The sequence below is a fragment of the Streptomyces sp. NPDC088923 genome (assembly GCF_044749745.1).
In the GTDB taxonomy this organism is placed as follows: Bacteria; Actinomycetota; Actinomycetes; order Streptomycetales; family Streptomycetaceae; genus Streptomyces.
This window is the reverse complement of the sequence record NZ_JBIVIO010000011.1, coordinates 112,286-126,916: the sequence shown is the minus strand read 5'-3', so window position 1 is coordinate 126,916 and position 14,631 is coordinate 112,286. Positions and strand designations below refer to the sequence as shown.

General features: G+C 73.1%; 13 protein-coding genes. 1 reads left to right on the top strand and 12 read right to left on the bottom strand.

Annotated elements, in window-relative coordinates:
• Positions 1-27 precede the first annotated feature (27 nt).
• From ACIP4O_RS29135 to ACIP4O_RS29115, 5 genes are all read right to left on the bottom strand, one after another.
• Complete coding sequence (locus ACIP4O_RS29135; protein WP_401579016.1) at positions 28-1,446, bottom strand: MFS transporter; 1,419 nt, start codon at positions 1,444-1,446, stop codon at positions 28-30.
• Entirely contained in the window at positions 1,439-1,978 is a 540-nt protein-coding gene (locus ACIP4O_RS29130) for a MarR family winged helix-turn-helix transcriptional regulator (protein ID WP_401579014.1), read from the bottom strand. The genes ACIP4O_RS29135 and ACIP4O_RS29130 overlap by 8 nt, the downstream gene beginning before the upstream one ends.
• A gap of 93 nt (positions 1,979-2,071) precedes the next feature.
• A complete protein-coding gene (locus ACIP4O_RS29125) occupies positions 2,072-3,445 on the bottom strand; it encodes a DUF4157 domain-containing protein (RefSeq protein WP_401579012.1) in 1,374 nt (457 codons plus the stop codon).
• Positions 3,446-3,651: 206 nt separating this feature from the next.
• Positions 3,652-4,335 carry a DUF4232 domain-containing protein gene (locus ACIP4O_RS29120; RefSeq protein WP_401579010.1) on the bottom strand — a complete coding sequence of 228 codons (684 nt, stop codon included), beginning with the start codon at positions 4,333-4,335 and terminating at the stop codon, positions 3,652-3,654.
• 159 nt (positions 4,336-4,494) lie between these two features.
• Complete coding sequence (locus ACIP4O_RS29115) at positions 4,495-5,613, bottom strand: FAD-dependent oxidoreductase (protein WP_401579008.1); 1,119 nt, start codon at positions 5,611-5,613, stop codon at positions 4,495-4,497.
• A gap of 111 nt (positions 5,614-5,724) precedes the next feature.
• Between ACIP4O_RS29115 and ACIP4O_RS29110 the strand changes: the two genes are divergently transcribed.
• A complete protein-coding gene (locus ACIP4O_RS29110) occupies positions 5,725-6,471 on the top strand; it encodes a TetR/AcrR family transcriptional regulator (protein WP_401579006.1) in 747 nt (248 codons plus the stop codon).
• Positions 6,472-6,597: 126 nt separating this feature from the next.
• Here ACIP4O_RS29110 and ACIP4O_RS29105 read toward each other — a convergent pair whose 3' ends face one another.
• The 7 genes from ACIP4O_RS29105 to ACIP4O_RS29075 form a co-directional block, all read right to left on the bottom strand.
• Positions 6,598-6,804: a DUF397 domain-containing protein gene (locus tag ACIP4O_RS29105; RefSeq protein WP_401579004.1), complete on the bottom strand. Its 207-nt coding sequence runs from the start codon at positions 6,802-6,804 to the stop codon at positions 6,598-6,600.
• 87 nt (positions 6,805-6,891) lie between these two features.
• Positions 6,892-7,023: a DUF397 domain-containing protein gene (locus tag ACIP4O_RS29100; RefSeq protein WP_401579002.1), complete on the bottom strand. Its 132-nt coding sequence runs from the start codon at positions 7,021-7,023 to the stop codon at positions 6,892-6,894.
• Positions 6,977-7,957, bottom strand: a complete 981-nt coding sequence (locus ACIP4O_RS29095; protein ID WP_401579000.1) for a helix-turn-helix domain-containing protein — start codon at positions 7,955-7,957, stop codon at positions 6,977-6,979. The genes ACIP4O_RS29100 and ACIP4O_RS29095 overlap by 47 nt, the downstream gene beginning before the upstream one ends.
• 196 nt (positions 7,958-8,153) lie before the next feature.
• Positions 8,154-8,897 (bottom strand): prepilin peptidase, encoded by a 744-nt coding sequence (locus ACIP4O_RS29090; protein WP_401578998.1) that lies wholly within the window; start codon positions 8,895-8,897, stop codon positions 8,154-8,156.
• 412 nt (positions 8,898-9,309) lie between these two features.
• Positions 9,310-12,315, bottom strand: a complete 3,006-nt coding sequence (locus tag ACIP4O_RS29085; protein WP_401578996.1) for a BTAD domain-containing putative transcriptional regulator — start codon at positions 12,313-12,315, stop codon at positions 9,310-9,312.
• A 304-nt stretch (positions 12,316-12,619) separates the two neighbouring features.
• A complete protein-coding gene (locus ACIP4O_RS29080) occupies positions 12,620-13,669 on the bottom strand; it encodes an iron-siderophore ABC transporter substrate-binding protein (RefSeq protein ID WP_401578994.1) in 1,050 nt (349 codons plus the stop codon).
• Between the two features lie 99 nt (positions 13,670-13,768).
• Positions 13,769-14,608, bottom strand: a complete 840-nt coding sequence (locus tag ACIP4O_RS29075) for an ABC transporter ATP-binding protein (RefSeq protein WP_401579073.1) — start codon at positions 14,606-14,608, stop codon at positions 13,769-13,771.
• Positions 14,609-14,631 lie beyond the last annotated feature (23 nt).

The window sequence follows — 14,631 nt, the reverse complement described above, 5'->3', positions numbered from 1 at the left end:
GCCTTTCGGTTGCGCGGGTGGGGGGGGTCAGTCCGGCTTGCCGACGCGGCTCAGCGAGCGGTCGAAGAGCGTCATGAGGAGGAACAGCGCACCCGCGCCGAGCATGACCCACGCCAGTTCGTGCATGCCGCCCGTGTCGGCGCGCTCCCCGAAGGAGGCGGCGCTCGCGGAGGAGGCGACCATCGAGCCGATGTAGGCGAAGGTGCGCAGGAGCCCGGCCGAGGACGCGGTGCGTTCCGGATCGGCCTGGAAGTAGACGGAGTTCTGGAGGGCGAGGTTGTTGAGTCCCTGCGGGACGCCGAAGACGACGGCGACGAGGAGCAGGCTCCACAGCGGGCTCGAACCGGAGAGCGTGAGCAGGATCAGGCACGCGGCGATCTGCCCGAGCGCGCCGACAAGGAGCTTGCTCCGTACGCCCTTTCGGCGCCCGGACCAGATGGATACGCCGATGGCGAGCAGGAACATGGGGATCTGCACGAGTCCGGCGTGGAACGGCGAGAACCCGTACCCCTCCTCGGTCCACTGGCTGAAGCCGTAGAGGAAGGCGTACGAGACGACGTACGCGACGAGGGCGCGCCCGTACGTGGCGAGCAGCGTCGTGTTGCCGCCGAGCACGCGGAGGTCGATGAACGGTGTGGCGGCGCGCAACTCCCGTACGGCGAAACCGGTTCCGGCGACGAGCGTGATGGCGAGCAGGTACCAGTCCCGCAGGTGCAGGTTCATGAGGAACAGCAGCAGCGAGGTGAGGGTGGCCGCGAAGAGCGCCATACCGGGCAGGTCGAGCTGTGCGGTGACGCGCCCGCGCTGCGGACTCTCGCCCGTACCAGCGGACTTGGGCAGTCGCCACCAGCCGAGCAGCACCGCGGCGACGGCGAGCGGGATGTTCAGCGCGAAGGTCGCGCGCCAGCCGCCGACGGCGATGAGGAGGCCGCCGAGGAGCGGGCCGATGACGGCGATGGTCTGGTTGGCGACGGCCAGCGCGGTGAGCACGCCGCCCGGGCTGTCGCGCCCCGTCCGCTTCGCCTCGCTCCGTACGAGCGCCATCGCGGCCGGGTAGCCGCCGCACGTGCCGAAACCGAGCAGGACGCGGGCCGCGATGAGGACGCCGAGGTTCGGCGCGAGGGTGCCGAGGATTCCGGCGAGGCCGACGATGCTCGTACTGATGAGGAAGAGTCTGCGCGGCCCGAAGATGTCGATGAGCCGCCCGACGACGGGCTGCCCGAGCGAGGTCGCGAGGTAGAGCGCCGAGACGAGCCACGCGGTCTGCGAGGCGGGGGTGCCGAGGGCGTCGCCGATGGGGACGAGGGCGACCGAGATGATCGTCGAGTTGATCGGGTTGAGGACCGAGCCGAGCATCATCGGAGGCAGCAACCGCCGGTCGAAACCGGGCCGTTGATCCTGGGACGTCTTCTCGCTCGTCCCGGTCCCCGCTTCGGGCTCAGTCATGGGTCAGCCGCTCCAGCACGGACATGGCGGCGATGACCGCCCGAAGCTCCTCCTCCGTGCACTCCTCCTGGAGCCGCGCCGCGAGCCACTCGGTACGGGCCTGGCGTCCCTCGTGCACGCGACGGCGGCCCTCGGGCGTGAGGGTGATCAGCAGCCGGCGGCCGTCCTCGGGATCCGGGGCGCGGACGACGAGGCCGCGCGCGGCGAGGGCGGCGACGGTCGTGGTCATCGACTGGTGCCGGACGCCTTCGGCGGCGGCGAGCACGCTAGTGGTGACCCCGGCCGCCGTCGCGGGCGTCTCGGTCTCGCGGGCGAGGCGGGCGAGCGCGGTGGACTGCCCGAGCGTGAGGTCCTCGGCCTCGGAGGCCCCCAGGATGCGGCGGCGCAGTCGGCTGATGACGGCCCTGACCTCGCGGGACGCCTGGACGGCGGCGGGCGAGGGGGGCGGTCCGGAGGCTTCGCCGGGCTCGGCGCCGGGGACCTTGCCGGGTACGGCGCCGGTGGCTTCGCCGCGTACGGGATCGGTGGACATGCCACCCACCGTAACGCGTACAGGCTGAGCTGTACAGCCTTGCCTGTACATATGGGCGGGCGCATACCGGCGGGCCCCCGGGGGCAGCGGGGTTCAGGAAGCGGACTTGAAGGTGAGCAGCTTCCAGGCGTAGCGGCCGGAGGCCAGCTCGGCGTTGAGGGCCTTCACCGCGTCGCCCTTCGCCGGGTGCTTGCGCTTCGTCTCCAGCGCGGCGATCTCCGCCGTCTTCGTCCGGACGCGCTCCTCCGCCTTGGCGCGGTGCTTGTTGTCGCTTCTCGCGGCGTCGCGCTCGTCCTTGGGCAGGCCCTTGCGAATCTTGTCGATGTCCGTGTCGATCTTCTTGTTCGCCCGGGTGTTGTCGTGCACTTCCCGGCTGTACTTGGCGGTGTCGCCCACGGCCGTCGAGGGCTCGTCGTCGTCCTCCGCCTTCGTCCCCGCGCCCACCGACTGGAGGAACTGGTTGACGTCCGGGACCATCGCGCCCGTCGCGTCGGTCAGGACGGGGCGGTAGAAGACGACGAGGTGGGTCGGGCTGTCCGCCTTGTTGGTGATGTACGACTCCGAGTACGCGCGATTGGTCGCGAAGCCCTGGTAGTGCGCACCCTGCGGCAGACCTCCGCGCAGCAGCCCGCCGAACTCCTCGGGGCCCATCGCGCGGTACAGCGGCCTGTTGTCGACCGTCTGGTCGGACACGGAGTACCGCTTCGCGCCCCCGCCCATGTCGCGCGCGTCCGCCCCCGGCATCAGCCGGAGTTCCGTCGGCACCGCCGCCGTCGGCGCCGGCGCCCGCTGCACCGCGCCGGGGGCCGGACCCGTACCCGCGTGCGCCTCGTGACCGGCGTCCCGCGCCTGCCCCCGCGCCCGCGCCTGTGCTCGCGGTGCGGGACCGGCCATGACGCGTTGGGCGTTCGCCTCCGCCTCGCGCTCGAAACGGTCCGAGGGGTCGCTCACGCGCAGCCCGCTGCCGTTGTCGGTGCCCGCGACGGGCCCCGAGCGCTGCTGGATGACGTGGGTCAGTTCGTGCGCCAGCGTGTGATCGTCCGCACCGCCCGCGCCCAGCACGACGTGGTTGCCCGAGGTGTAGGCGCGGGCGCCGACCTCGGCGGCCGAGGTGCGCGCGGCCTCGTCCGTGTGCAGGCGCACGTCACCGAAGTCGGCGCCGAGGCGGGACTCCATGTCCTGGCGCACCGGCGCGGGCAGGGGCGCGCCGGCCGAGCGGATCACCTGCTCGACGGCGGAGCGCTGCACCGCCGTACCGTGCCCGCACCCGGCACCGTGCTCGTGTTGTTCGCGGGCCAACGCCTCCGCGACGGCCGCGTTCCCGGCGGCGCGCTGGAGGGCGAGGACGGCGTGCGGCACGCCCGCCGACGCGGATCGCCCCGGGTCACGGACCTGCTCCGGCGCCTTCGGGTACGACCTCCGGGCGGCACGCTCCGGTGCGCCCTGAGGCCTGTCGTGACCGTGCATGCGCGAACCCCTGACCGGGCGGAGAGCTGTGGACCCTCCTGCCTACCAGCCCCCGTTTCGCGCGCGACAGGCCCGGGCGGGCAACGGTGCGGGCAACCGCGAAGGGCGGGGCGGGGCGGTGGCGGCGTGCGGGCCGCTCCGTACGCGGCGGGCCACGGCCGGGGGACGCGGGGCCCGGCCACCGCCGCCGTGGCCGGGCGACGCCGTCAGCGAGGGAAGGACGTGACCAGGGGGCCCGTGGTGAAGGTGCCGCCGCAGACCTGGATACCGGCGGTGTCGGTGGAGGTGACGGCCTCGGTGTTGCCCGGGGCGTACACCTTGATCTTCGCGGGCTCGGCCGCGCAGTCGCCACCGGTGACACCCTTCCCCGGGGTCTTGACCACGGCGTGCGCGCTGTCCCCGTTGTCCAGCACGACGTTGCCGACCGCGCCGCCGTCCTGGGAGCGGGTGGCGGGCTTGCCGATCTGCTTGCCCCCGTCGTCGAGGAGCGACAGGCCGGCGTAGCCGCGCACGGCGCAGCGCCCGCCGGTATTGGTGAGCCGCAGGTCGTAGTACTCGCTGTTCATCTCCGAGCCCTTGGCGACCAGTTCGACCCGCAGATCGGCGGCGGTGCAGTCGGACCTCGGGACGTCCGCGCCGGGGGAGCCGGAGCCCGCTTCCTTGGCCGGGGTGGAGTCCCCGGCACCCCGGTCGGAGGCGGAGGGCTGGGGATCGGACGGTGGGGAGTCGGACGTCGGGGAGTCGGAGGCGTCCCGCGTGGCGGGCGCCGAGGACCCGGAGTCGGGGGCCGCCGCCGTGTCATCGCCGCCGACCCCGCATCCGGCCAGGCCGAGGGCGCCCGCGAGGGCCACGGCGGCGAGCAGTCCGGTTCGTGTACGCGCGTTCGTCATGATCGCCTCTTTGCCTCTCGTACGGGGAACATGCTGTCCCTCACTGTGATGACAGGCGAAACGAAAAAGTTCACGCCGCTCGCATCCCGGTACGGGCGGCCGTCCCGTCCGCCCCGTGCGCCCCGGTCGAACGCCGCACGGCTCCCCGAACGGCGCCGGTCACGCTCCCGCGACCCCCTGGAGGAGCCCTCGCGGCGTGTCGTCGCCGAGCATGTCGTACAGGTCCCGCGCCCCCGCGTTCGCCGCCTCGCTCCGTACGAACAGCTCCCGCTCGTACGTGTCGAGCGCGGCCTCGGCGTCACCGGGGTGCGCGGCGAGCAGCCGGGCCAGTTCGGCCCCGTCGTACAGGGCCAGGTTGGCGCCCTCCCCGTTGGGCGCGGCCAGGTGCGCCGCGTCGCCGAGCAGGGTGACGCCGGGCCCGCGGTCCCAGCGGTGCGCGACGGGCAGCGTGTGGATGCGGCGCAGTACGGGCGGGGTCTCGCCGTCCGCGACGAGGGCCGTGAGCTCCGGTGCCCAGCCGTCGAACTCCCGGACGATCCGTGCGGTGGCGGCGGCCGGGTCGGTGAAGTCGATGGCGTCGAAGAACTCCGCCGGCCTGCGCAGCATCACCCACGTGTGCAGATTCCCGCCGCGCTCGCGGTGGGCCAGGATGCCCTTCCCCGGTTCGAGGACCATCATGGCGCCGCCGCCGACGAGCGCGGCGCTCTCCGGGTGCCGCGCGTCGCCGTCGAAGAGGTGCGTCTCGACGAAGGAGATCCCGGTGTACGCGGGTGTCGCCGCCGAGAGCAGCGGGCGCACCCGCGACCAGGCGCCGTCCGCGCCGACCAGCAGCCGCGTGACGAGGGTGGTGCCGTCGGCGAAGGTCACCTCGTGACGACCGTCGCCGCACACGCGGAAGGCGGTGGCCTTGCGGCCCCACCGGACGGTCCCCGCCGGGAGCGAGTCGAGCAGCATCTGCCGCAACTCGCCGCGCTGCACCTCGGGTTCGTCGCCTGTGCCGTCGTCGGGCGCCTCGAAGAGGACCTCGCGGGACCGGTCCAGGAGCCGCATCGCCTGGCGGCCCTCCAGGACGAGCCGCCGGAACTCCGCCGTGAGACCGGCTGCCGCCAGCGCGGGCTGCCCGGTGTGCGGGCGTATGTCGAGCAGGCCGCCCTGAGTACGGGCGGACGGCGAAGTCTCGGCCTCGTAGACCTCGGCCGGGATGCCGTGCACGTGCAGCACACGGGCCAGCGCCAGGCCGCCCAGCCCAGCTCCGACGATGGTGACGGGTGTCGTCATGGTGGTCCTCCTCGGTTCGGTCGGCGCCCCTGATCGGCTTGATTGGATCGCCACTCCAATCAAGCTAGCACGCGGAATGGATTGTCGATCCAACCGTGGGACACTGGGGGCATGGCGAAGAATCCGGCGGACGGACCGGCGCGGGCCCCGCGCCGCACGAGCGGCCTCTCCAGGGACCTGATCATCAGGACCGCGATCGAGATCCTGGACGAGGGCGGTGAGAGCGCGCTCACGATCCGCGCGCTCACGATCCGCCTGCGCACCGGGTACGGGGCGCTCTACCACCACGTCTCCGACAGGAACGACCTGCTCACGGGCGCCACGGACGCGATCATCACCGGCGTCCTGTCCGGCACGGCACCGGACGCGGACCGGCTCGGGTCCGGCACGGAGACGGACACCGACCCGCGCGGGACCGGCACGGCGGCGGACCCGCGCGCCTCGCTCCGCGCCCTCGCCCTCGGCCTCTTCGACGCGGTCGAGGCCCACCCGTGGGTCGGCCGCGAACTCTCCCGCGAGCCGTGGCGGCCCGCGCTCCTCGACTTCTACGAGGCCATCGGCCGCCTGCTCGACGCCCTCGCCGTCCCCGACGAGGCCCGCTTCGACGCGGCTGGCACGTTCATGAGCTTCGTCCTGGGCGCGGGCGCCCAGAGCGCGGCCAACGCGAGCCACCTCGCCACCGCCACGACGGCCCGCGACACCTTCCTCGCCGCCACGGCCTCCCGCTGGACGGACCTGGACCCGGCGAAGTACCCCTTCGTCAGGGCCACGGTGACGCGCCTGAGCGACCACGACGACCGCGAACAGTTCCTGGCGGGGGTGGACATCATTTTGCGGGGGATCGCGGCGCAGGGCTGACGGGGGGCGTTCCCCCCGAGCGGGGGGGGGGGACACGTGGGTGCGAGGCGGCCGCCCGGCCTCAGGTCTCGCGGCGCGGGGGGGGCGGACGCGGGCCGTGGCGGGCGGAACTGCCCTCGGCGAGCCCTAACGGGCCTTGACGACGCTGCGCAGGAAGTCCGAGAACGGCGCCGCCCCTACGACCACGACCGGCCCGCACCCCGCCAGTTTGCTGTCCCGCAGAGGGACGAGGCCACCTGGCAGGCTGAGGGCGACTTCTACGCGGTCCCCACCGTTGGCGTTGCTGTAGCTGCTCTTCACCCAGCAAAGGGCACTCGCTTCGTCACTGGTCATCCCGGCCGTACCTCTCCGTCGCACGCCGAAGGCCACCTCAGCACGGGGATACCGCGCCGAAATGGCCCTCAAACCAGCTCGGTTGTGTCAGCGGGACTCGGTGACATACTCCAGGAAGGCCGAGAACTGCGCAGCGCCCACGGTCACGACCGGACCGTCCACCACCTTGCTGTCACGCACGGGGACGACGCGGCCGGGGAACCCGAACCCGATTTCCACGCAGTTTCCGCCGTTGCCGTCGCTGTAGCTGCTCTTCACCCAGCGGGCGGTGATCAGTTCGTACTTGGTCATCCCCGTCGTACCCTTCCATCGCTTCCCTGAGCAGGGTCGCGGATTCCCTGGCGGACAACGCGTCAGCCCTCAGCACATCATAGGTACGGTTGTGCCGGGCCACTTCCGCCGGATCACTCGCGAAATGGGCTTTGGTCAGTGATTCCGAGTAAACCCAGCGATCACCCCCAGGCATCGTGAGGACGGAGAGCGGCCTGAGCGGACGAGCTATGCCATAGGACGCCGCGCGGGCCACCTGCACAGTGATGTTAGGCCGCTGGGCAAGCTCCAGGAGGTGCGCCAACTGCTGCACCATGACCTCATTGCAGCCCACAACCGTTCGGACACAGCTCTCGTCGAGCACCGCCACTAGCCTGGGGCCCTTGGCGTCCAGAAACCGCAGCTGTCGACTCATCCTGGCGCGCACCCGCTTGTCCGGGTCTTCCTCATCTCCGTGCAGGGAGTGGATGGCGCGAACGTACTCCTCACACTGAAGCAGTCCGGGCACCACCATTGAGGCGTACTCGTAGATCTCCGTAGCTTCCGCTTCCATCTCCGCCCTCCGCTCGAACCAGTCCGGGTGCTCCACCTCCGGGTACCAGTCCGTCTGATCCCAGAGCACCACCAGCGCTCCGTTCGCGTCCAGGAAGCGGTCCGCCGCTTCCGCGTGCCTTCGGTCCGGGACGCGGTCTCCGGATTCGAACCGGGAGATGTGGGTCCGCGTGGCGTTGATCGCGATCGCCAGCTCTTCCTGCGTCTTGCCCGCCCTGGCCCGGAAATGGACCAGGACGCTGCCCCAGATCGCCGGTCCGGTACGTCCGGGCACGGCCCCGTCGCCGTTCCTGAGCCTCTTCACCCTCGACGTGCGGGTCGTGTTGGTCATACGAGCCCCTTTTCCTCGTGTGTCACTCGCTCCTGACACACACCGCGCCTTGCGCCGCCGCCTCCCCGAAGGCGACGATCCCAGTCACCTTCGGTAGTCGCCGCGATTCTCATATCAGGATGTATCACCGCACAAGGGACGCGCAGACGATTCACTCAACAGAGCGAACGCAGGCCGGACTTGGTCCCCGCGACCGTCAGCCCGCGCCGAACGCCCCCGCCAGCACCCCGAGGTACGCGCCCGCGAGGAGGGCCGGGCCGAAGGGGATCGCTGTGCGGCGGGTGGCTTTGCGCAGGGCGATGAGGACGAGGCCGTAGAGGGCCGCGAGGAGGAAGCCCGCGAAGACGCCGAGGAACAGGGCGCCCCACCCGTACCAGGTGAGGGCGAGGCCGAGGACGAGGGCGAGTTTCACGTCGCCGAAGCCGAGGCCCGAGGGGCTGATGAGGAAGAGCACCGCGAAGACGCCCGCGAGGGCCACCGCTCCGAGGAGGGCGCGCGGCCAGCTTCCCGCGTGTTCGGGGTTCAGGGCCGCGAGGCCGAGAAGGGCGGCGGCGAGGGGGGCCGTGGTGAGGGTGAGCGGGTCGGGGAGGCGTTGCACGCGCAGATCGGTGCGGAAGAGGAGGACACCGGCGGGCGCGAGCAGGAGCCAGACGAGGAGTTCGGGGCGGGGGCCCGTCGCCGCCCCGAGCAGCGCGCACACGAGCGCGGTGCCGAGCGCGTACGGGTACGGGGACGGGCCGTGCCCGGCCGGGCAGGCGCGGACGCCGACCCAACCGCGTACCGGATCACCCTCCGTGCACACCGTGCTCCACGGCTCGCCCGCCGGGACGGCGAAGCGGTGTGCCGCGCGCGGCAGGAACGCGCCCGCGAGCGCGCCCCACACGGCCGCGCAGAGAGCCAGGAAGGCGGGCGAGGAGGCGAGTTCGGCGGCAAAGGTCATGCGGTGCACTCCGTTCGCCGGGCCGGGACGGCGGTACGGGACGCGCCGGCGGGGCCACCCGCCGAGAGACGAGCCCTCGCACGGCCCGCACCCGCGGCAGGGCGCCCGCCCAGCCGCACGGCCCGCCCCGCGCCCCACTCACACCACTCACACTCCGCGCGCCACTCGGCGGACGGCGCCGCCGCACCGCACGGCCGCCGACCCCACCGCGAGCACGCCACCAGCACGGCGGCCACCCCGCCCCCCGCCCCGCTCCGAGCGGCACGGCTCCGAGCGCCCCCGCTCCGGCCGGTCTCGCTCCAGGTCGCCCCGCTCCGCGCACCCACCAGAATCCTTCGACGCCCCGTCCCGCCCGGCGAACGCCCCACCGACCGGACCGCCGGTGCGCCGACGCCCGCCGCACCCCCTGGCCTCACGCGGTCCCCGCCTCGCCGGAGTCCGCCGCTCCCGGCAGCAGTTCGTCCAGCAACGCCGCCGAGCGCGGCGGGAGTCCGCGTGCGCCCGAGCGGTTCGCGAACTCGGCCGCGAGGGCGCGCAGGCGGGGTTCGTCGCCCGTCGCGTGGACGGCGCGCAGGAGTTCGTTCCACAGGCGTTCGTCGGTGCCCGCGCTCACCAGGGCGCGTTCCAGGGCCTCGGCCGCTTGCGGGGCGCGGTCGCGTTCCAGGTGGAAGGTGGCGAGCGCCAGGCCGATATCGGCTACCAGGAGCGGGAGTTGGGCGTCGACGATCTCGTGCGCGAGCCAGCCGTAGCGGCCGGCGGGCCGCTCGGCGAGGAGCGGACCGCGCACGAGGCCGAGCGCGTCGGTGAGGAGCCGGCCGCGTACCGCGCGGTCGTCGGCACCGCGTCCGCTCGTCGCCTCGTGGTAGAGCGAGCGGAGGACGTCGAGGTCGGAGACGACGGAGGCGTCGAGCACGAGGCGGCCCGTGGCGTCCTCGCGCAGGCGCGGCGTGCCGTCCTCGTCGGTGCCGAGCCAGTCGCGCAGCCGGGCGACGGTCGCCTCCCGCACGTCGTCGCCGACGCCGCGCGGCCAGAGCGCGGAGGCGAGGACGCGGGGGTGGACGCCCTCGCGGTGCAGGAGGAGAAGCGCGAGGGCCTCGCGCAGGAGCGGCCCGCGTTCGTCGTCGGGCGCTTCGAGGCCCATGAGTTCGTAACGGCCGACGAGGCGCGCGTACACGGAGGGGCGGCCCTGTTCGCTGATGTCGACGAGGAAGGGCGGGCGGTGGGCCACGGCCGGGCCCGCCGGGTCGTCGTCCCCGCCGCCACCGCCGAAGGCGTCGGCCGCCGCGAAGAGGCGGGCGATGGCGGCGTGTTGGGGCGCGGGGAGGAGTTGGGCGTCCAGTTCGAGGCCGAGGAGCGGGGCCAGGAGACGGCCCTCGGTGGTGATCTCCATCTCCCAGGCGGCACCGGGCAGTTGATCGTCCCCCACGCCGACGAGGTAGCCGATGCCCAAGCGGGCCGCGTCGCTGGCGAGTTCGGCCAGGCGGGCCGCCTGTTCGGCGTCGGGTTCGGCGGCGAGGAGGACGAGGTGGGCGGCCCAACCGGCCTGGTGGGAAGGGCCCGTACGACCCGTGAGGACGGAATCCGCTCCCGCCGCGCCGAGTCCCGCGCGGCGGCTCGCCGTCTCGGCCTCCATGACGTCCAGGAGCGCCGCCACGTCGTCGAGCGGGCGCAGCCGGGAGGGGGCGAGCGGGACGAGGTCGGCGCCGAAGCCGACGAGGGTCACCGTCATGCGGTCCGACCAGCCGTTGGTGGCGAGTTCGGCGGCGACCGAGGAGAGCACGGCCTGCCGGTCGGCGGGCGCGCCCGAGAGCGAGACGAGCCCGGGGACGGCTTCCAGGTTGAGGAGGAGGCGCGCACCGTCGTGCGCGCCCAGGCTGACGAGTCCGGGATACGGGGCGGCCTGCGGCTCCTCGTCACGGGGCTCGGCCGTATCGGTCTGCTGCCGTGCGGGGGTGGGCAGTTCGCGGCCTTCGAGGCGCCAGAACGTCTCGTCCTCGCCATGGGTCCAGGGGGCGGGCGGCGGGCCCGCCGGTTCGGCGAGTTGGAGGTGGAGTTCCTCGGTGCCGAGCCAGGCCGCGTAGACGAGGGGCAACGGGCGGCCCTCGGCGGCGAGGGAGCGGGCGAGGGAGCGGAGTGCCTGGTCGAGGAAGCGGACGGCGCCGGGGTCGGCGCCCGCGAAGAGGGCGTCCTGCGCGTCGGCCTCGTCACCGCTCGGGGTGGGCAGTTCCATGCCCCTGCGGCGGCCCGCGACGGCGGTGGCCGCCTGCCACAGCGCGGCCCTGCGGCGGCGTCCGAGCGCGGCGAGGAGACCGGCGGCGAGGAGCGGCGCGCCGAGGAGGGCCTCGGGGAGACCGGGGCCGTGCGAGGCGGGCGCGGCGGACTCGGTCGCGGGCGGGGTGGCGGTCTGCTCGGCCGCCGCGTGCTCGTGGTGGGCGGGGACGGTGAAGTGGCCGGTCGTGGTGTCGCCGTCGCGCGCGGCGGGGCGCTGCCGCGCGCGGGCGTCGTGGCCGCCCTGTTCCGCCTGTCCGCCCCGCGCGCCCTGCCCGTCCTTCGCGTACGCGTCGAGTTGCCGCTGCTGCGCCTCGCTCAACTCCGGGTTCGTGCCGGGCGTTTCGACCAGTTCGCCGCCGTGTGCGTCGGCGGGCATCTCCATGATCCAGCCGGGCCGGATGAGGCTCGCCTCGGAGAGCCGGGAGCCGTCGGGCTGCACGCGGTCCTTGTTGAGGGCGTAGATCTCCTTGTAGCGGCGGCCGTCGTCCAGGTGGCGCTGCGCGATCTCCCAGAGCGAGTCGTGGTGGCGGCCCTCGGGGGGCTGGATGCGGTAGAACTTCGTGCTCTGGTGGTGGGTCTGGCCGGTGTCGGCCTGCTGCGCGATCTGCTCGGCCTGCCGCGCGAGGGCGTCCGCCGCGTCCTGCCGCTGGCCGCCGACGAGGCCGCCCGGGGTCTGCTGGGCGGCGGCGACGGTGGGCCGGTGCGTGTCGGGGGCCTGCTGCCCGAAGCCGGAGATCCCGGGCGTGAAGCTCGCGGCGGTGGCGCCCAGGAGGAGGACGGCGGCGACGAGTTGGCGGGCGAGGAGCTGACTCGGGCCCGCGCCGGGGACCCGCGCGGGCAGGCCGACGCCGGAGACGGCGGCCTTCACCTCGACGAGCACGCAGGCGGTGAACTGCGCCCAGGCGATCCACACGACGAGCATGAGGATGCGTATGAGCGTCTCGGCGTCGATGGCCGAACTGAGCCACTCGCCCGGCGGCCCGTCCGGCACCGGGCGCCCCACCTGGATGAGCCCGAACGGCACTCCGAGGACGAGCGCGAGCAGCGCGACGACGGCGAGCAGCGCCTTCATCACGTCCCCGAACGTCCGCCGCGGGCGCGGCGGTACGGGCATCGGGCTCGCGGACCGTGCGGAACTACGTGCCATGAAAGCCTTCCCGGGCGACCGGTGCGGAACCGCTGCACGGGACACAGCGGGTTTACGGGGCAGAGCCTAACGGCCGGTAAGTGCCCCTCGCAGGGGTCATGCCTCGAAGTACGGGGCGCTTTGGGCGAGTTGCGGAGGGTGGGCCGGTACGTCCCCGGGCTGACGCCCGGCGTTGACGCCCGCCCGCACGCTCCCGACGTCCGCCCCGCCCCACGACCCGCGCGACGTCGCCCCAGGCACGCCGAAGGGCCCGCCCCCGGTGACCTCCCGGAGGCGGGCCCGACTGCCCGCGTACAGAACGCCCTTACTTCAGCGCCTTCGCGAACTGCGGCACCACGTGGTCGATCGCGTACTGGATCGAGAGGACCGAGCCCGTCGCGAAGGCCTTGCTGGAGGTCTCGTCGAGGATCAGCGAGTGGCCCGCCTTGACCGAGGGAACCGCCTTGTACAGCGGGTCGTTGGTGATCTTCGAGTCGGGGACGCCGATGCCCGCCATGACGGTCAGGTCGGAGTCGAGGAGGTCCAGGTTCTCCTTCGAGACGCGGACGGAGAAGGAGTCCCCCTTCTTCGCCTCGACCTTCGGGTTGTTCTTGAAGCCGAGGTTCGTCGCGAAGTCCACGCGGCCGTCGCCGTTGATGTAGGCGCCGTAGCCCTCCGAGGAGAGCGCGCCGACCGTGATCGTCTTGTCCTTGAACTCCGGGTGCGCCTTGGCGGCCGCGGCGAACTTGGCGTTCGTCTCGGAGATCAGCTTCTCGCCCTTCTCCGGCACACCGAGCGCCTGGGAGATCATGAGCGTCTGCTGCTTCCACGACGTGAGGTAGGCGTCGCCACCCTTGGGCACGTCCACCGTCGGTGCGATCTTGCTGAGCGTCTCGTAACGCGTCTTGTCGCCACTCGACTTGGTGTCGAGGATCAGGTCCGGCTTGAGGGCCGCGATCTTCTCGTACTCCGGCTCCAGCGTGCCGATCAGCTCGGGCTTCTTGTCGTACATGCCCTTCGCCCACGGGCCCACGCCGTCGCCGCCGAACGGCAGCCAGTCGCTCGCGCCGACCGGCTGCGCGCCGAGCGCGAGCGCGGCCTCGGCGTCGCCCCAGCCCAGCGCCACGACGCGCTTCGGCTTCTTGTCGACCGTGACCGTGCCGAACTTCGTCGCGATCTTCGCGGGGAACGCGCCGCTCGACGCCGCCGAGTCCTTCGCCCCGGAACCGCCGCCCGAGTCCTTGTCGGAGCCGTCGTCGTCGGAGCCGCACGCGGTCGCGGTGACGAGGAGGGTGGCGACACCGGCGGAGAGCAGGGCGACCGTACGGGTGCGACGGCGGCGCCGGGAGGGGACGGAAGGAGCGGAATCGTTCATACCCATGAGGTTAGCCTGCCCTAACCGGACTGGTGTACGGAGGGGCCTCACGCGGACGTCGCGTGCGTCACATCAGGGGCGCCCGTACGCTCGGGACCGTCAGGACCGCCCGCCCACGTGGTGCCGTCCGAGCGGCACCACCATCGGCGTCCCGGAGGCCGGGTCCGGGATCACCGAGCACCGCATCCCGAACGTCTCCGTCACCAGTTCCTCGGTCACCACGTCCGCCGGGGCGCCCTCCGCGACGACCCGCCCGTCCGCCATCACGATGAGGTGATCGGCGTACCGGCAGGCGAGGTTCAGTTCGTGCAGGACGGCGACCATCGTCACGCCGCGTTCGCGGTTGAGGTCGGTGAGCAGGTCGAGCACGTCGAGCTGGTGGCTCAGGTCCAGGTACGTCGTCGGCTCGTCCAGGAGCAGCAGCTCGGTGCGCTGCGCGAGCGCCATCGCGATCCACACCCGCTGCCGCTGCCCGCCGGACAGCTCGTCCACGGGCCGGTCCGCGAGGTCGAGTACGTCGGTCGAGAGCAGCGCCTCGGCGACGGCGGTGTCGTCCTCGTCGGTCCAGCGCCGGAAGAAACCCTGGTGCGGGTAGCGGCCGCGCCCGACGAGGTCGGCGACGCTGATGCCCTCGGGCGCGACGGGCGACTGCGGCAGGATGCCGAGCACCGAGGCGACCTCCCGCGTCGGCATCTCCCGCACCGACTTCCCGTCGAGCAGCACCGCCCCGGAGAGCGGTGGAAGAAGCCGCGCCATGGCCCGCAGCAGTGTCGACTTGCCGCACGCGTTCGGACCCACGATGACCGTGAAACTCCCGGTCGGGATGGACACGCTGAGCCCCGGCACGATCTCGCGGCCGTCGTAGCCGAGGCGCACGTCCCGCGTTTCGAGACGGGTCCGGACGGCTTCGCCCTTCCGCACGGCGGCCTCGCCCCCCAGCGCGGCGGCTTCGCTCTCCGGCA